Below are 20,060 nucleotides of genomic sequence, written 5' to 3'. Positions count from 1 at the left end.
AAAGTAGAGGAGGGGATACGATTTAAACAAAACAGCCTGCGATTTGTGTCGCAGGCTGTTTTTTGCCTTCTTGTTGATCATCCTCCATTTATGTATTTATTTTTCGATGTTAAGAAAATTCTCCATTTTTGTGAGAGTATTCAATTGACCCTATAATATGCGGTATAACCTAAGTAGCATCATTTTACCCTTGTTAACGATTATCGGCTGTCAGAGTTTTGCCCAGCGAATAGCGCAAAACTTTGCTCCTCCTAAGAATGAACAGCGTAGTACCAGTAAATATTTTGAACACTTCCCCCGGCATTATCATATTCTTGGATTCACCTTTGGCGGTGTATCACCCATCAGCCCGGGACAGGTAACCCAAACCACTTTTCAGTATTCAAGTTACTCCCTTAGTACAGGTGAGCAGGAAACAAAGACTTTTAACGGAACAGCCAAGAATGGTTTTGCCAACCAGATACGTACTATAGGAGCGGTGTATGAATCCGTCTTCAGGGAAAACCATGATATCGTGCTGGGTATCGGAGGATTTCATAATATAGGTGGTGATGGTGGTTTGTATTATCACCTGGGATACCGTTATGTAGTAAATCTTGGCGCAATTGCTATAAAACCGGGGTTAGACTTTTATCATTTCAGAGGTTCTAACCACGTAGGCGATATTGACAATTACCAGAAAGAACTTTGGATAAATGGTTTCAAAGTGTATTCTAACTTCACGCTTTCTCATGAGGAATCTTACACGGATGATGATGGCAATACTTACACAGAGACTATAACCCACACCTACGATGCAGACAGGGTAGAAGTGAAATATGTAAGAAAAGCTTCGGCATTACAACCTGTATTAGCTGCCAGCAGCCATTGGCGTAGACTATCATTCGGTCTTGAGGCGGGATATATGGTGCAGGTAAAGCAAAAGAGTATACTGACCTTCGATCAGATAAATGATTATTTCAAAGAGAGAAATGAGGCAGGAACGATGCAAATGAGGAGAAATGGTGTGCTAAGCGGGCCGAAAGTATCATTGATGGTAGGACTTTTATTGTAAAAAGAAGAGTGCCTCCTGTTTTGGAGGCACTCTTCCTTTTACAATGATAATTCTTCCAGTTTCTTCTCCAGCGCCTCACCACGCAGGTTCTTCGCTATAATCTTCCCAGTAGGATCGATCAGGAAATTAGAAGGAATAGCCGTAATCCCATATAATTTAGCCGCATTTCCCTCAAACCCCTTCAGTTCTGATACCTGCGTCCATGGTAACCCATCCTTCTGCACCGCAGCTGTCCACGCTCTTTGTGTCTTCTCATCATCCAGCGATACCCCAAGGATCGTGAAGTTTTTATCCTTAAATTTATTATATGCCTTCACCAGGTTCGGATTTTCTGCACGACATGGCTTACACCAGGATGCCCAGAAATCAACCAATACATACTTGCCACGGAAGTCAGATAATTTTATAATTTTCCCCGTCGTATCACTTTGAGAAAAGTCCTGTGCCATTACCCCTGTATTGGTCTTTTTACCTGTCGTAATCATGGCTACATACTTTTGACCCAATGACGATTCACGAAGGCTGGCTGAGAATTTTGCTAACTTTGCCTCCGCTGTATCCGGATTAAAGTTATAACCCAACTCAAAACTACGGAACGCTACCAGCGCCGCATAAGAATCCGGATGACTGACAATGAATGCACGACTCACTGCATTATAACCATTTTCATTTGCTTCCATGACTGGCCTGATCGTACTCAACCATATGCTGTCTTTACGCTCCTGTACACTACGTTTCCAATAAACAGCCATGATGGAGTCCCCTACCTTTCTGTAAGGTTTTTGCAACGCAAAGAGAGCTTTGTTATCATCTTCCGTGGCCGAACCTTTTACGATCGCATGGTAAACAGAGTCCCTGGCTGTGATGGTAATCGTTGAATTCTCCAGGAAGAAACTTAAATACTCCTTAGCTGCAGCCGTGTCATGTCGGAGGGCTATTTCAGCATGTACAGGCGAATGGAGTTTTCCCTTAAAAGTAAAACTTCCTTTTTTCAGGGTGGCGGAATCTTCGAATTTGATGTCGCCATCCATATAACTCAAATAAGCTTTTGCCGGCGCATCAAGTGTTCCGATCCTACCATGTATGGTATAGCCTTTTTGCGCCATCAGGCCCAATGGCAGGCAGCATGCAGCTACCAGTAGAGATTTCATTTTCATGTATGATTGATTTTTATGGCAGTAATTTGATGCCACTGATAGATACAATTTTATAAGTTGAACTATAGATCACGGCAGACAGTACTGTAAAACGTAGATACCTTGCTGTTGTAATACCTGTGCTCAGCGTCTGCATATTGTTTTCAATATTCCCTGCGAATATGCCTTTCACCTCCCAGTTATTACCATCCATACTGGTTTCGATTTCTATGGACGTAGGATAACCGCCCAGAGTGGGGTACTTCAACGCAGTCGGTAAATAATAGTTGACCGCTGTAAAGGTAATATCACTGCCAAAGTTGATAATCACCCATTGAGGCATGGCTTGTGTAGTGTTGGTGGTCCAAAAGGTACTTAGCTCGTTATCGTCAATTAACTTAGCTGGCAGATTGGATCCGCTGGCAGAGGAATAGGAGGTAATACTCCATCCTTCTTTACTGATAGACCCTGCAGCACCTGTTTTAAAAACATAATAGCAAACCTTGTCTGCACCTGCTCCTTCCGTATTACCATCTACCGATTGGATGCGTATGGGCAATACATAGGTGGTATATGGCTTTAACCTGGTTTGTTGGGTAATATTGAGTGCTGCAGAATCAGATATTGTGGAACCGGAAGATATGCTGGTTAAGGATTTATAAAAGAAATAACAATCGGAAGGCAATAGTTTTGCATTCCCGTATTGCTCCTGGTAGTTGGAAATAGCAGGAGTATCTATCGCAAAATTGATCCAATGTGCTTCGCTGGAAGTTGTACCTGACAAGGTGGCCCTTATGCCAAATACAATAATGGAATCCTTTAATATAGAAACAGGTATCTCCATCGTATCAGCATGATCATTCAGCTGAAATGTAACACTGCCATCCGGCAATGCAATAGTCGTATCGCTGCTCTTGGTACAAGCAGCAAAGGCGATTAATAATAATAGGTAACGCATGATTAATATGGATTTTGTGGCATGTCCGGATTAAAACTTAACACCTGTGCCGGTATCTGTAATGTATAGTGCGGGCTGTGGGGTGGTAGTTCGGCAATCACATTTCCCTGCGCATCATACCGGTACACTGTTTCCATTTTGTTTTCTTTGTCAAGCCTGCGCATATCAAACCAGCGTAAACCAGCAAATGGCAGCTCATGGCGTCTTTCCCTAAGTACAGCTTCCAGCACAGTAGGCTGATCGTTTGATTCCACTGCCTGATAATTGGCCGGTGTAAACCTGTTCTTACGAATATCATTCACCTGCTGCAATGCCGTCGTCAGGTCATTGCTACGTGCCGCACACTCTGCAATAATGAGTTTCATTTCCTGTACTGAGGTGCCGATATTGGTATATTGTAAGGAGGGCGTTACAAAAGCAGGCACATAGTTTGTCGCCCCTCTTGTGATATATGTGTAACCATCGGTGCTAAAGTAGAGCAATTTCACCCTGAGGTCATTGGATTCATAAGTTCGCATAAACTCTAATGTAGCAGGAATATATCCTACAGCCTGTCTGCCATAAATAACATCCTGCTGTATGGATAACAATGCCGAAGCTGGCAGTGTACCATTAAAATCCATCATCACCGCCCTCGTATTTTCCAGTGCAAGCGCAGCATTTTTTTGCGCATCAGGATAATTCCTTGCATAGAAATACAACCTTGCCAGTACACTGTAAGCAGCCGCTTTTGATCCACGAAACCGGTTAGCACTGTTATCTGCAGGCAGGTCAGGCAGCGCTGTTGTAAGATCGTCTATAATGTGCTGGTAAATGTCTGCAATCGTACTTCTACCAGGTACCTGCTGACTTACATCATTAGAAGTAACATATGGTACAGCCAGGTCTGTATGCGCTGTGCCTGAATCATATTCAGTACCATATTCATTCACGAGATAGAAGTATTCATAGGCACGTCCCAATAGTGTCTCTGCTTTCAAACTTCTTCGCTGACTGTTCGTACCGCCGGTAGCCTGGTCAATACCTGCAAGTACCGTATTGAATTGATTGATGTTGGCATAATGAAAACCCCAGAATTCCGGGGACACATTCAGTGCCAGGGAATATTGTTCTGCCCATAAATAGATCAGGTGCGATGTGGAAGTAGCCGGGTTGGGAATACTTGGTATATCTATATTATCTCCCATAAAATTCAAGCCGCAATAGGGAGATGATACCGCTGTAGCCAGATCCGGATCATTCAACCACTGATCATAATCCGTCGTAGTAGTCAATAAGGTAGATCCCTTTGGTGTTATATCCAGGTACTGATCACACCCCGTCAGTGCAAGGCATACCAGTATGCTATAATAATATCTTCTCACTTGTATACGATTTAGAAGTTGGTAAAAATGCCGATGGTATATGTCGGCGTGATATAGGATTTCTCATAGGAGCCGGTCGCTGCGCTATAGTTATAATCATTAAATCCTTTTGTCCAAAGATTGGATGCCTGTAGCTTTATTTCAAAATGACTAAAACCTGCATTTTTGATCAACCTGTAATTATCTAAGCTGTAAGAAAGCGTTAAGTCGGCCAGCGTGATATACGCACCATTTACCACATAAGCATCGGCATAATTATACGCGTTCAATGCATTGTAACTGCTATAGCCGGCCAGTGCCATTACATCCGTATTATTTTCATCGCCCGGTTGCTTCCAGTAACTACCTGCGCCTTCCTGGGGCCTTAGTGAGGCCGGGTTAGGACGGGGCACTCTTACCTTAAACCCACCATAATAGCTGATCATACAGTAGAGGTAAAAGTTGCCGATATCCACACGATTGCTCAATCCCGCGTTGATGGTGGGAATAGATGACCCCATATAACGGGTTACCTCCGAGGTATCGCTGGCCATTAGTACAGTGGTAGCAGAACCTGCCCTGCTGTCATTGGTATGAAATAATGTCCCTTTGTTGTTTTTAATAAGTGGTATACCCGCACTGTCAAGTCCTGCATAGCGATAGGCAAAAATAGCGCCTACAGGATAGCCCTTCACGTAACCCAGTGAATTGAGCCTTTGTGGTGAATATTCCCCGGTTTGGTATACATCTGTTACTTCGCTTGTGTTCTTAGATAATATCAACCCAGTATTCCAGTTCACCTTTTTGGTAGCTATCCAGTCCGCATGCAAACTCACTTCTATCCCTTTGTTCCTGATGGATGCGGTATTGATCAATGTCGGACTTTCACCGATGGTCGGATCTATCTGTGCGTTGCCCAGCAGGTCGGTACTTGTTTTTCTGTAATAATCGATGCTGCCTGAAATATTTTTGATCAGCATATAATCCAGCCCTACATTGAAGTTGTGTGTTTGCTCCCAACGCAGACTACTGTTGGCATAGGATAGTTTTGTAAGCGCCGCACTGGTAGGAGACGTGTACGGGTTTAAGACAGTGGTGGCAATGGCTTGTGGTAAAGACATTTTGGCCACATTACCATTAAAGCCATCCGCAATACGCAGTTTTAATTGTTTGATCCATGTAATTTCCTGCATGAAATTTTCATTGTGAATATTCCATGCTGCGCCTAGTGACCACAGCGGTTTATATTTATATTTTGGATTGGTACCAAACAGGTTAGACTGGTCAATGCGTATACTTCCTGTGAGGGAATACGTGTTTTTAAAAGCATACACAACGTTGGCATACCCTGACAGGTACCTGTTTTCCGAGTATCCCTGGCTAAAGAAATAATCGTAGTTATCACGGATCGATTTCGTATTGATATATGTACCCGTAATCGTTCCATTTACCATATCAGCCAGGTTCACGGGTTGTTGTAACAGCGTTTCATCATTATACCCAAAATAGGAGGCAACGTTACTTTTATCAAGCACACTTCTGATCTCTGTACCAAGTATCCCGTTAATAGTATGTCGCTCCCCCAGTTTTTTATTATAATTCAATTGCAGTCGTGCGGTATAACTGGATGTATTGTCCGTTTCCTGTCGCAGAAATCCCCCGTTCGGTATATTGAATTTTAAGGTGCCATCTGTATTCAGGGTGATGTAACTATTTACATATTGTTTTGCTTCAGACGACTTTTCTGAAGCATAATGCCGCAGATCGGACCTGGAGGTTTCGTATATACCGCCGAAAGAGAGATCAAATCCCCAGCCGATGGCGTAGTTAAACTTTGCTGAGATACGATTATTGACAGTACGTGTTTTATCATTGACCTCATTTACATCGATGAGTGGATAGTAGAGATTATCCTGCAATCCCCACGATAGCAGTTTGGCATTGTAATAAGGGTTGCCGCCTGATCCACTGGCAATGGCGGCAGGATTTCCATTTTCATCTTTAAAATGTTCAAATGGATACACTGAATAGATGTCAGGTATAGGAGCGCTCTTATACCGTTGCTCCTGGTAATCGGTGGTGAGTTCCAGTGAGAGCTTTTGAGAAAGTTTGATCGTACTACGCCCGGATAGTGACAACCTGTTGTTGTTGTTTTGGATTTCATTCAGCCGGTTGCCGGTATAGTTAGCCGTGATATAATAGAGTGCGCCCGGGTTACCTCCTGACATGTCCAGGCTGTAAGTTTGTGTCAGTGCAGATCTGTTAAACAGTTTACTGTAATCATTGGTATTATCATAATTTATCAGCTCCTGAAAACTTTTCTCTGCCTGATTTGGGGTAATGATATTAGCGGCCTGCTGTGCCATAATATAATATACCGGGGAGTAGGCAGTGCCGGAATAAGAGCTTTTGTTGATCAGCTGGTCCCAGGTACTGGCATTGATACTGGTTTTATACAGATCTCTTTCATAGCTGGTAACAATGGCCGATGGATTGTCTTCCCACCTGAATTTGTTATAGTCCGGTTTGGGCGTGATGCCGGCTGTGGCGCGAAAAGAGAACCTTGGTTGGCCTGCCCTGGCCTGTTTTCGTTCTATCACAATTACCCCATTGGACGCTCTTACCCCATAAATGGTAGCGGCAGCAGCATCTTTCAGAATGGTAACAGATTTGATCTCATTGGGATCGATCATATCCATCGTCAGTTCTGTTGGATAACCGTCAATAACGATCAGGGGATTTTGATTGGCAGACATGGTAGATATGCCACGTATATTGAACAAACTTCTGGAACTTGTATTACCATTGCCGTCGGTACTGGTAAAGCTGACATTGTTATTGATCATGAGTCCGGGCATCCTGTTCACCAGTCCATCAATGAAGTTGGTACTGATCCTGGATTCATATTCTTTAGTACTGATTTGTGAAACGGCGCCAGTACTTTGTTCCGGACGGATGCGCTGATAGCCGGTATTCACCACCACTTCCACACTTCCCAGTTTGGTGGTGGAAGGTTGTAACAGGGCGGCAATAGTACCATTTTTCAGGATGGTTTTGGTGACTTTGATGATCCGGTTTTCCTGACCAATGAAGGTAATAATGATCTCATCGTCCTCGTCTGCTTTAATTTTACAGATGCCCAATACATCGGTAATAGCGAATTCCTTTTTGTTTTTGATAGAAACATTGGCGCCTTGTAATGGAATACCACCTTCATCCATCACCAGTACAGTGATAGGGGTAGACAGGATGGGGAGTATTTCCCATACAGGTTTTTCCGGCTTTGGGGCCGCCACAAGGATGATGGTTTTGTCCCTGATCCGGAAGTCCAGTTGCTGGGACGATAGTATGCTGTTGAGAAATTCCTTCAGTGGCATATTGCTCACCTGGGGACTCACTGGTTTTGTATTGGCCAGCTGGTCCTGCCGGTAGAAAACGACATAGCCTATTTGTTCCTCAATGGCAGTAAATACCTGTTTCAGGCCCATGTTGCGACCCGATAAAGTAATAGATTGTGCTGTACCATGGCCATACGCTGAGAACGTAGCGGCCAGCAGGAAGATTACGAACATTTTCATGATGCTGGCAATGGAAGGTATAGGGATAAATGTGACAAAGGGAAATGCATGGCAAACCCTACTCCAACTACATGTTGCAGTTTTTTTCATACTTTGTGAATGATTTTGGTTGTTTAATACGGAGCTTAAGACCTTGGTATTGATCAGCCGGATTGTTTGCCTGAAGTGCTTCGAACCACTTCAGGCATTTTTCTGATCCTGGTTGGTTGATTAAATTTTCATGTTTTTAAATATGATTTTGGTTATCTGCTTATGATTAGTTTTTTGTTTCCTTCCATGTAAAATGTAAAATCTGCCCCTTCAAATCCTTTTAAGATGTCCAGTACGTCATTCAGCGGAATGCCCCTGGTCATTTTTCCCCCAAATTTTATATCGGGTATGGGGCCTTCAAATACAACATCTATATCATACCACCTTTCCAGTTGACGCATCACTTCCTGCAAAGTGGCTCCTTCAAAATCGAACAGCCCGTTTTTCCAGGCCATTACCTTATTCATATCCGCTGCTTGTAGCAGGCGTAGATCGTTATCTTTATCTAAAATGGCCTGTTGTCCCGGTTTCAGAATCATTTTATTGACCTGGATGGCGCCTTGCAGCAGGGTAGTGGTAATTTCCTGTTCATTGCCATAGGCATTCACGTTAAAATGGGTGCCTAAAACCTTCACGGTCGTCTTATTGGATACAACTACCAGAAATGGTTTTTCAGGGTCAGGAGCGACCTCAAAATAGGCTTCTCCGGTTATCTCTACCTTTCTTTCCTTGCCGGTAAATGCTATCGGGTATCTTACGGAACTGGCGCTGTTCAGCCAGATCGCTGTACCATCCGGAAGCGTGAGCTGAAATACTCTTCCTTTGGGAGTAGCCATTTTATTGTACAGTGTACCGGTTGGCTGTCCTTCATAATGTAAAGTGCCGTTGACGATTTTGGCTGTCACTCCTCCCTGCAGCGCGATAACGCCGTTTTGAATGGTATCCAGTTGTACCTGGCCTCCATTGGCCAATGTAAGAATTGCACCCTGGTGTCCGGGGGCGATGATCGTCTGACTAACCTGGGGCAAGCGGGTCTCTTGTTTATAATATAGATAGCCGCCTGCGCTGAGCAACAGCGCTATAGCTGCTGCAGCTGCCCACCACTTGTACATTGGAATGGTCCGGCGCCCTGGGAACAGGTGAGCGAGTGCCTCCTGCCTGGCAGTTTCCTGATCATGATTTGCGTACAATCGCAGTTTCTCTGTTAGTTTGGAAGGATCTGTTAACTGATCATAAAAATCCTGGTTACCCGGTTTTTGAGCTTTCCATAGTTCCAGGTAAGCAGCTTCTTCAGGAGATAGTGTTCCTTGTAACTTCTTGAATAACAATTCTTCTATGTCAAATAATGTTTGCCCCATTCCAGATAGATATAAGCTAATACAATAACAGTGGCCGAATCTTAAAAAATTGGAAAAGTTTTTTCTAAAAATTATTTCCCTATAATATGGATGTATAAATAAAAAAGCGCCAGTGGTGTTTCAGTGAGGGCGAGCCGAAGGAGGGACAGTGCCCTGTGTCGTTGTGCCGACACGTTGGATGGAGATATCTGAAGGAGTGTGGCAATTTCCTGCACTGATTTATTTTCCAGGTAGGTAAGCCTAAATACCTCCCTGCATTTTTTGGGTAACCCGTCAATGGCTTTAAATACTTTTTTCAGCACTTCGGCTTCGGTAGCGAGGTGGTCATTGTCCGTAGTTTGCAGCTCTTCCGTTAATAGAAAATCCTGGATACGGTTGGCAGTGTGTTGTTCTTTTTTTATGAAATTTAGCCCGGCATTGCGTACTACCAGGTAAAGAAAAGATTTAATGTGTTGGTATTGGAGGAACTGTGCTCTTCGTTCCCAGCCTTTATACAATGCTGTCAGTACAATATCTTTCGCTTCTTCCTTGTCCTGTACCAGGTTGTAGGCATAATAAAAAAGAGGGGCATAAAACTCCTCAAAAAGCTGGTTGAAAGCTTTTATATCTCCTCTGGCCACGGCTTTTACCAAATCATCTTTTTCTGTGTGCATAGATCATCCAGCTGCTTTTGGTACGGTCAGGGATAAACTTACTCAAAAAAAAGTGATAATTATACCTTGTTTATCCTGAAAGTCAGTACAATTAAAGGATTTATTTAAAAGTATTACTTTTGCACCTAAACCTATCTTTTTGGTACGTAAACAAGAACCCATGCTAACAACCTTGAAATCGGCATTTCTATTACTATTGCCATTGGCCGTCTTTAGTCAGAAAACTGTTTTACCCGGTAACCCGGACGTGAATACTTCCTACTTAAAATCCGGCAGATCTCTGTACACGATATATTATGTAAAAGGGGATATCTGGACAAAGAAAGGAACCTATACAAATGATATCACCATACTGGGGAATGAGATAAAATTTGTAGCTGACTACAAAGATGAAAATGATAAATGGTATAGAAAGAGAACTTCAGTAGCCGATGCAAAAACATTGAGCCCGCTTACCTTCAGGTCCGAGGGGCTCAAGAACTCAATAAACCTGGATTTCGGGAATACCATTACTGGTAAATATCACTACGTGAATGGTGATAAGGATAAGCAGATAGCGATCAAACCTGCCAGTAAATTTGTAGATTTTAACCTGGCTGATCTGTTCTTCACTACATTACCACTGGATGTAGGTTATAAGGCGGTGATCCCGGAATTCTATTATACAGAAAACCCTGACAGCGTATTGTCCAACTACATTATTAAAGATGTAAAAAGCTATATACAACGCTCTCCTAAAACCGGCAATCACGAAAGCTGGCTGGTGAATATACTGGAAGAATCCACCGGTGCGGTATACACTTATATTATTGATAAAAAAAGTCACAGAATATGGCAAAGAGAAATGCCTGCCGGAGGCGGTATCACCGAAATATGCATAGATGAAGAACTGGATTACCAGCCGATCGCCAATAAATTTAACAAAGAAGAAGCTTTGCAGCAATTAGATAAAGGAAACAGTGTGATCGTAGGTACTGCTTTTGCGAGAGATCATAGTAGTGTAAAAAGAATTGCAGCCGTAAATATTAACAAAGCACAATATGCACCTAAAGGAACGGTGGTATCTATTCTGCCTAATTCTGCCTATCTCGAAGAATGGAAAGCAGTGAATAAAAAGATAGCGAAAGGTAAAAAGCTGCCACCGGTACCTATCGATCCTAATGTGGAGGCATGTATGAAAAAGACCACCGTATATGATGACAAAGGTCATTTTGAATTTACAAACCTGATGCCCGGGGAGTATATCCTAATTACCAGTTTTGGATATACTCACACTTATTCATACAGTTATTATGCCGGAACAAGCTATTTAATGCACCCAAGTGGAGCTGTATTATCGTCAAGTGATGTCTACAAATCAGCCAGTGCTACTACCGGCGCAACGGCCGAAATAGAGATGAAAGTGACCGTCAGAAAAGATGGAGACAAGGTCGATGTGAATCTGAAGGATGTGAGATAATTAAAAAATGGCTGTACCAAAGATTGAGGTACAGCCATTTTTCTATCATTGAGAAAATATTTTGTACTTACATTTGGAAATCACGTTTTATTATATACTTTTGTCCACATAAGTACGTTGTTGACTATACCGACCCACCGTACTGTACCCATACCATTTAACCAACTGTATATGTTGCCGGATAAGGACAATAATTTTTAAAACAAAACCAAGCAACAAATTAACCCTTATTGTAGTATTTAAAGGATATCTACAGAAGTACGATTTTACCCGATTGTTAGAAAAATAAGTGATGTTATTCTCCTTAACAGGAGGTGCTGTGTCATGTATAATTGTTTAAGGGACAAAACATACCAATAAATATCCCTATCCACAAAATAGATATTCTTCTATAACCCATTCACGAAGCAATACCTATCACATGGAATGAGATGCTATACCTATACCAAAAAATTCTAAATGAGATGGTTATCCCAGGTAGCACTAATATTGCTATCTCTTAGTTCTGTTGCACAGGTAAGCATGACGGTTCAATTGCCGCCTACAGGAGTATTGCAGAAAGCCCTGCTCTGGAACATGCTGCTGGTAAGTACATCATCTTCACCTATCCTCGTAAAGATCGTACTGAAAGGCCTTACCAATGACCAACATTATCTATTCCGCCTGCAAAACAGCAGGAAGGAATACTGGAATGCAAAATTTATCTACAACAATAAATAAAGCGTAAATGATATTAAAACATGTCGCAGGAAGCAAGCGGTTGATTGCTTCTCTGATGCTTGTTGTGATGTATCTCGAAACGGTACTGCCGGATTATGCATTCGGCGCTCCTGTGATGATTCCTGTAAGCGTAACAACAACAAGAACCCCATTGCCGGTATGGGACCATGCAGCAGTACTACCCGCTGAGAAAAGCACCCCAGCTGCCCTTACCACCACATCCAAAGCGTTTATCGGTGGCCCTACACAACCCGAAAGCCAGGACTTCCACTCTGTGAACAGTGATAACATGGTCGACCTGTTCTCCGGGGATTTCTCTTATTCTATTCCATTGCTGGATGTAGGCGGTTATCCGCTGGCACTGGGTTATAACAGTGGAGTAGGCATGGATCAGGATGCAAGCTGGGTAGGTCTTGGCTGGAACCTGAACCCGGGTTCTATCACAAGAAACCTGAGAGGCTTACCCGATGATTTCAATGGTACAGATACAATTCAGCAGGTTTCTGCTATGAAACCCAATGTTAGTGCAGGTGTTTCTGTCGCGTTGTCTGAAGAGCTGCTGGGTCTTCCGTTGAATAAGCTCACCGGTAGCGATTCTGCGAGTCTCTCTTTATCCCTTACTGCGAGTGTCGGCATTAATTATAATAACTACAAAGGCTGGGGTATGGAAACCGGCCTTAGTCCTAGTATCAATGTAGGCTCTGCCTCTATGGGTAAATTAACCGCAGGGTTATCTCTCACAAATAGCTCAACAGATGGATTCACCGTCGGTACCAGCCTTGATTATAGAAAGAACTGGGAAAGGACGAAGGAAACCGGAACCTTGGGTGGCAGTGTTGGTCTTAGCACAGGATTTAATTCCAGGAGTGGCATGAAAGCACTGACGTTGGGATTGGGTACGAGCATGACCCGTAGTACAACAAAAAATCAAACCGGAAGTGACGGTAAGACAGTGACCACTACCACCAACCAATGGGGCCGCTCCCCAGGTGCAAGTCGTACAATCATGTCTTTTGCATATCCTTCTTATTCCCCTGCAGTCACCCTCCCATATACAAATACCAACCTGACATTTACCTTGAAAGTAGGGACCGATGCTTCGGTAAGCTCTTCTACACTGGCGTTTGAAGGTTACTATGCAAAACAGGAAATTAAGGAAGCCGATCAGCGTAGATCACTGCCGGCTTATGGTTACCTGAACTTCCAGGGCGCCGGTAATAATACGAGTGTATTGATGGATTATAACCGTGAAAAAGATATTCCTTACCGTGAGAAACCCGCCGTTCCTAATATCGGTATTCCATCCTATACCTACGATGTGTTCGCGATGTCAGGTGAAGGCACAGGTGGCAGTTTCAGGGCTTACCGCAGCGATATCGGTCATGTATTTGATCACTACAACAAAACTAAATTTGTATCAGGTACCGCGGGTGCTGACCTTTCTGCCGGTGGGCTGGTGCATGCCGGTGCTACAATAGGTCTTACCTATGCTTATACTGAAAATGGTGCCTGGCTGAAGGATAATATATTTTATACCCAAACTCCATTTACCAGCTCTCTGGGCACCTACGAAGGCTCCTACTTCAGGAACCCGGGTGAGATGACAGTGAATGATAAGGAATATTATACAAAACTGGGTGGTGATGATGTCGTGACCGTTAAATTAAATCAATCCAGTACCAGTAGCTCTACCCTGCAGGCGACCAAATACCTGAGCAGGTACCAAAATAAAAAATGGGTAGCTGATGAGGCAATGGATACCCTTAGTTCCATGAGAACAAGGCGTGAGAAAAGAAACCAGGTCATCTCTTACCTCACAGCTGAAGAAGCCGGTGTGGCAGGTTTCCCCCGATTTATTGAGAACTATTCAGAAAATTATTATAGCCTTACCCCTTGTCCGGCTGTTATTTCAGATGATGTAGATGGAGATGGAGTCGGATTGCTGGGACAATATTATATACATAGAAATTTTGAAAAGAAACTTTACGAAAAAGTAGACACTGTAATATATATGCCCAACCAGGCGGTCTTTAACTATGACCGTCCAGCTACCGTTACCCCATTAAATACCAAATGGTCAGCGAGATGGACTGGCCGTATCAAAGCGCCTGTTACCGGCGATTACACTTTTTATTTAGACCATGACGATGGCGTCCGTTTATTCCTGAATGATACCAGCCTTATTGACCGCTTTGGAATAGTCGCTACTACTGACTCTGCCAAAGTAAACCTGGTAGCAGGTCAGTACTATAAGATAAGAATGGATTACAATAATAATAAAGGTGGTATGCGCGCTACGCTGGAATGGAAATACCCTTCCCAGGATCGTATCCGTGTCCCGACAGAAAACCTTTATCTGACATCAACAAAAGATACATTGATGGTGGATAGTATTTCCATAGAGAAACGCGTAAATTCCTTCCGCCAGAAGAATCACATTTCTGAAATTGATGTTACCAATGCAGATGGTAAACGATACATCTATGGGCTGCCTGTCTATAACCTGCAACAAAAAGAAGCCACCTTCTCTGTAGATGCTTCTAAAGGGAATGCAGACAGTGGTCTTGTAAAATATACACCTGGTTCTGAGAACTCAACAGGTAATAGCAGTGGTAATGACCATTATTATTCCAGTGAACTTATGCCAGCCTATGCGCATACCTTCCTGTTGACGGCCCTGTTGTCTCCCGACTACCAGGATTTAACAGGCAATGGTATTACAGCAGATGATAAAGGTGATGCAATCAAATTTAACTACACCAAGATAGCGGGTATCAATAACCCATACAATTGGCGTTCACCGGCACCGGCTATCCCGAATCAGGCATCCCTGCACCAGGGCCAGCGTACAGATAACCGCGATGACAAGGGGAGCTATGTGTATGGTCAAAAGGAACTGTGGTACCTGCATTCTATTGAGTCAAAGAACATGGTGGCCATCTTTAAACTGGCCAGTCGTGATGACCTGCCTGCCATCGATGAGAATGGTGTAAGACAGAAAGGTAATTATGGCCGTAAGCTGGAAGAGATCAATTTGTATACAAAATCGGAACTGATGAAGGCAAATCCAAAGCCAATTAAAACGGTTCACTTTGAATACAGCTATGATCTGTGTAAAGGAGCCAACGGTAGGATCAATGCCGAAGGTAAACTAACCCTGAAGAAAATCTGGTTCACTTATAATAATAACCAGAAGGGGAAGCGTCATCCTTATGTATTTTATTATAATGGCGTGAATCCGGATTATAACAGTAAGGATGTAGATCGCTGGGGTAGCTACAAATCATCCAGTCAGAATCCATCTCAGGTCAACAACAATGATTATCCGTATTCATTGCAGGATAGTACACTGGCTGCACAAAACGCCGCTGCATGGACACTGGATTCTATCCAGCTGCCTGCAGGAGGGCGTATAAAAGTGGATTATGAAAGTGATGATTATGCCTATGTACAGAATAAGAGAGCCGCACAGATGTATACCATTGCTGGTTTCTCTTTAGGTGCGCCAAACTCAACGGAAGACCTGCAAAGTAATCTCTACAATGGCCTGTATGATAATCAATATGTATCGATAAACGTTCCCAAAGCGGTAAGCAGCAATGCAGAAGTGTATACCCGTTACCTGGAAGGAATGGAAAAAGTCTATTTCCGCCTGTATGTGAAAATGCCTGCTGATAAATACGGCAGTGGCAGCGAGTATGTACCTGTCTATGCTACGCTGGATCAAAGCAAGTATGGTTTCTTTAACGGAGGTAATACCATCTATATCCGTGTGAAGGCGATCAGCACAAATGGTGAAATAGACATGGCGACCAGTCTCTATAGCCCGTTGACAAAGGCCGCCTTCTCTTACCTGAGAATGAACCTTCCGTCCAAGGCATATCCGGGTTCTGAAACTGGGGATAATGTATCGGCAGTGGATGTAATTAAGATACTGGCGAGTCAGGCAAGTAATATCGTGCAGATGTTAGCTACGTTCGACAACGCTGCCAGGATCAAAAACTGGGCGAGGGCAGTGGACCTGGGCCGCAGTTTTGTTCGCCTGAATAACCCTTATTATAAAAAGTATGGTGGTGGTATTCGTGTAAAACGCATCAGGATATTTGACAACTGGAATGAGATGACCAAACAGAAAGAATCTGTATACGGTCAGGAATACATTTATACCACTACAAAAGAGGTCAATGGTAAAACAGATACCATCAGCAGTGGAGTGGCTACTTATGAGCCAATGATCGGTGCGGACGAAAACCCATGGAGAACACCATTGGAGTATAACCAGCAGGTAGCTGCACTGGCACCTATTGTAAATGGGTATACAGAGCTGCCATTGGGAGAATCTTTCTTCCCATCGCCAAGTGTAGGTTATAGTAAAGTGCGTGTGAGAACCATCCATGCAAATAAAACACGTTCTGCGAATGGGTATGGAGAAAACTGCTATTATACCAGTTATGATTTCCCAACATTAACGGATATGACCTTGCTGGCAGATAACAAGAAACGTTACAAACCGGCACTGAGCAACCTGCTGCGCATCAATGCAAAACATTATATCGCAGTAAGCCAGGGGTTCAAAGTGGAGCTGAATGATATGAATGGTCGTTTGAAATCACAGGCTTCTTATAGTGAAACAAATACGACTACTCCCGTTACCTCTACCACGAATTACTATCGGGTAGATGATCAGCAGGCGACGACTAAGCATCTTAATAATACAGTGATGGCCATGACCCCTAAAGGGATGATTGATACTACTGCGGTAATTGGTAAGGACATGGAGCTGATGACGGATATGCGCGAAGAACGCTCTGTATCTACCGCCGTGACCGTACAGGTGAATGGAGATATGTTCACCTTCCCATGGCCTCCGATTATGTTTATACCTGTAGCGTTGAGTGTATATAATAAAGAAGAGACCATGTATCATTCAGCGGCAGTAGCCAAAGTGATCTACCGTCATGGTATACTGGATAGTGTGGTGGTAACGGATAAGGATAGTAAGATCAGTACCCGCAACCTGCTGTACGACAGCGAAACTGGTAACGTACTCCTGACCAGCACGCAAAATGAGTTCAACGATCCTATATATAATTTCACCATGCCGGCCGGCTGGGCCTACGATGGAATGAGTGGGGCCTATAAGAATACCGGCGTGATCCTGAAAAATATCTATATCAGGCAGGGCCGTATTACTAGCGGACTGTCTGCAACAGCTAAAGTAACAGATTACTTTGCGGGGGGGGATAAGGTATTGATCTACAGTAAACCTAAAACAGGTGGAGAAGATTGTGCGCCTCACGTGGCCACCTTCCCTGCTACAGGGTTGATGTATACAGTGGATGCAAATGAGCAGCATGGCGGGAGTCCTGATATCTATTTTGTAGATGAGAATGGACAACCTTTTTCAGGGAATGATATTACCCTGAAGGTGGTGAAATCAGGGAGAAAGAATATAGGTGCAGCCATCAGTAATGTATCATTATTGAAAAACCCGCTCGTACAAACCAGTACTGGTTACAAGCTGGTAATAGATAGTACATCAAAGGTAATTGCCGCATCAGCAGTACAATATAAATCTGCCTGGAAAGTGCCTGATAGCAGGAAGTCCGGTACAGTGACCACTTGCGTACCTGAATCATATGCAAAGTATGCAGGGGGGGATGCTGCGAATTGTGGGGTGACACAGACCTCTTATGGAAATCACCTGCTGAGCAGGTCTTACATTGTTAATAATTGCTCCAGCGGATATATAGGCAAGTATGCCGTTTCTTATGTGGTGCCTGCCAATAAATTCTATTCAACTGTGAGCCAGGCCGCTGCGGACTCCATGGCGCAAAAACTAATGAGTGATAGCGGACAGTTGTACGCCAATGCACATGGCGTATGTATCGCTTATTATACAAGCACAGCACAAACAGCTACAGCAAGTAAGAATAATTGTGCTGCGGGGTCAAAGGGTGGTACTGCTTCTTATACAGTAGGAGCAGGGTTCTCTCATTCTTATGTAAGCCAGGCTGCAGCTGATTCAACCGCTTATGCATGGGCATATTCCCAGGCACAAGCGCAGGCAAATAATTCCACCTGTTATTATTATAGCGTTGCACAGAGTGGTAGCTATACAAAGAACAACTGTGCTTCAGGTGGTACAGGAGGGTCAGTGAGTTATTCCCTTGCAGCAGGTACAGATTCTTCATCAGTCAGTCAGGCAGCTGCCGATTCACTGGCGAAGATCAGTCTGGCGTCGCTGGGACAGGCTTATGCGAATGCAAATGGTACCTGCACATTTTATAATACGGCTGTAAGCGTTACCAAGACACGAAATAACTGTGGAACTGGTGGTACTGGTTCTTCCGTTACTTACACCGTAGCGGCAGGTAAATGGAGCAGTACAGTAAGTCAGGCAAAGGCCGATAGTCTGGCGAATGTAGACCTGTCAAACAATGCCCAGACCTATGCAAATACAAATGGTACCTGTACCTTTTATAATACAGCGGTAAGTGTTACCAAGACACGAAACAACTGTTCAACAGGTGGCACCGGTTCTTCAGTGACCTACACTGTAGCAGCTGGTAAATACAGCAGTACAGTAAGTCAGGCGGGTGCAGATAGTTTGGCAAGTGCGGATCTGACAGCGAATGCACAAACTTATGCGAATACAAACGGTTACTGTACCTTCTATAATACTGCGGTAAGCCTTACGAAAACCCGTAACAACTGTGCTACAGGTGGCACCGGCTCATCAGTGACCTACACGGTAGCTGCTAATAAATATAGCAGTACAGTAAGTCAGTCACAGGCAGATAGTCTGGCGAATTTAGATTTGAACAACAACGCCCAGACCTATGCAAATACGAATGGGACATGTACCTTCTACAATACAGCGGTAAGTGCTACCATGACACGAAACAACTGTTCAACGGGTGGCACGGGTTCATCAGTGACCTACACCGTGGCTGCGAATAAATATAGCAGTACAGTAAGTCAGTCACAGGCAGATAGCCTGGCGAATGTAGATTTGAACAACAACGCTCAGACCTATGCCAATACAAATGGTACCTGTACCTTCTATAATACAGCCGTATCATCTACCAAGACCCGTAACAACTGTGGTACTAATGGAACCGGATCATCAGTGACCTACACGGTAGCCGCTAATAAGTATAGCAGTACAGTCAGCCAGGTGAGTGCAGATAGTTTGGCGAATGTGGATCTGACCAACAACGCCCAGACCTATGCAAATACGAATGGCAGCTGTACCTATACGAACGATGCGATGAGTCGCACCTATACGAGGAACAATTGTGGAACGGGATATACAGGCAGCTCAGTTACTTACAGCGTAGCTGCCGGTAAATATACTTCTACCGTGAGCTACGCCGATGCAAATTCAAAAGCAGCTGCCGATACATTAGCAAATGGTCAGACCTATGCCAATACGAATGGGACATGCACGCTGCAGGCTGTTACAATAACTATCAATACATCTCCATCCGGGTATACAGCAAATACAGCGCATGGTAATATTAGTGTGAAGACGTCTTCTGGTACTTCTATTGTCACAGGTACTTTCGATGGAACAGATCTATTCAGCCCTCTTAGTACTTCTAAAACGTATACAACTACGGCAACGACATTTACTATTACCATCGCTGCAATGACAGCAGCTTACGCGTCAGTTAATGGATCCGCAAAGAATGTGTATTCATCATCACAGACGTGGACGGTCACAGGTAGTACGATCACCATCTTACTGTATTATAAATGATTTTAT

Annotated in this window: 10 protein-coding genes; 4 read left to right on the top strand and 6 right to left on the bottom strand. The window is 43.6% G+C overall.

Translation table 11 applies throughout. The annotated features are described in order from the left end of the window. Positions 1 to 157 precede the first annotated feature (157 nt). A complete protein-coding gene (locus SIO70_RS24295; RefSeq protein ID WP_320575132.1) occupies positions 158 to 1,054 on the top strand; it encodes a hypothetical protein in 897 nt (298 codons plus the stop codon). A gap of 38 nt (positions 1,055 to 1,092) precedes the next feature. Here the strand turns inward: SIO70_RS24295 and SIO70_RS24290 are convergent, their stop codons facing one another. From SIO70_RS24290 to SIO70_RS24265, 6 genes are all read right to left on the bottom strand, one after another. Beyond that, the gene (locus tag SIO70_RS24290; protein WP_320575131.1) at positions 1,093 to 2,211 is read right to left on the bottom strand and encodes an AhpC/TSA family protein; all 1,119 of its coding nucleotides are present in this window, start codon (positions 2,209 to 2,211) and stop codon (positions 1,093 to 1,095) included. 13 nt (positions 2,212 to 2,224) lie between these two features. Then, positions 2,225 to 3,148 carry a discoidin domain-containing protein gene (locus SIO70_RS24285; protein WP_320575130.1) on the bottom strand — a complete coding sequence of 308 codons (924 nt, stop codon included), beginning with the start codon at positions 3,146 to 3,148 and terminating at the stop codon, positions 2,225 to 2,227. A 2-nt stretch (positions 3,149 to 3,150) separates the two neighbouring features. Continuing rightward, positions 3,151 to 4,512 (bottom strand): RagB/SusD family nutrient uptake outer membrane protein, encoded by a 1,362-nt coding sequence (locus SIO70_RS24280; protein WP_320575129.1) that lies wholly within the window; start codon positions 4,510 to 4,512, stop codon positions 3,151 to 3,153. Positions 4,513 to 4,523: 11 nt separating this feature from the next. Further along, a complete protein-coding gene (locus tag SIO70_RS24275; RefSeq protein WP_320575127.1) occupies positions 4,524 to 8,159 on the bottom strand; it encodes a SusC/RagA family TonB-linked outer membrane protein in 3,636 nt (1,211 codons plus the stop codon). Positions 8,160 to 8,311: 152 nt separating this feature from the next. Continuing rightward, positions 8,312 to 9,457, bottom strand: coding sequence for a FecR family protein (locus SIO70_RS24270; RefSeq protein ID WP_320575125.1), 1,146 nt, complete (start codon positions 9,455 to 9,457; stop codon positions 8,312 to 8,314). Between the two features lie 71 nt (positions 9,458 to 9,528). Next, positions 9,529 to 10,110 (bottom strand): RNA polymerase sigma-70 factor, encoded by a 582-nt coding sequence (locus tag SIO70_RS24265; RefSeq protein ID WP_320575123.1) that lies wholly within the window; start codon positions 10,108 to 10,110, stop codon positions 9,529 to 9,531. Between the two features lie 160 nt (positions 10,111 to 10,270). On the opposite strand from SIO70_RS24265, the gene SIO70_RS24260 reads away from it, so the two are divergent. The 3 genes from SIO70_RS24260 to SIO70_RS24250 all read left to right on the top strand — a co-directional run bounded on the left by SIO70_RS24260 (position 10,271) and on the right by SIO70_RS24250 (position 20,054). Beyond that, positions 10,271 to 11,569 carry a hypothetical protein gene (locus tag SIO70_RS24260; protein ID WP_320575121.1) on the top strand — a complete coding sequence of 433 codons (1,299 nt, stop codon included), beginning with the start codon at positions 10,271 to 10,273 and terminating at the stop codon, positions 11,567 to 11,569. A 459-nt stretch (positions 11,570 to 12,028) separates the two neighbouring features. Beyond that, the gene (locus SIO70_RS24255; RefSeq protein WP_320575119.1) at positions 12,029 to 12,289 is read left to right on the top strand and encodes a hypothetical protein; all 261 of its coding nucleotides are present in this window, start codon (positions 12,029 to 12,031) and stop codon (positions 12,287 to 12,289) included. Between the two features lie 7 nt (positions 12,290 to 12,296). After that, positions 12,297 to 20,054, top strand: a complete 7,758-nt coding sequence (locus tag SIO70_RS24250) for a DUF5977 domain-containing protein (protein WP_320575117.1) — start codon at positions 12,297 to 12,299, stop codon at positions 20,052 to 20,054. Positions 20,055 to 20,060 lie beyond the last annotated feature (6 nt).

The sequence above is a fragment of the Chitinophaga sancti genome (genome assembly GCF_034087045.1).
GTDB lineage: Bacteria > Bacteroidota > Bacteroidia > Chitinophagales > Chitinophagaceae > Chitinophaga > Chitinophaga sancti_B.
Note: the sequence above shows the minus strand (reverse complement) of the source record. Positions and strands in the feature narration are given on the sequence as shown.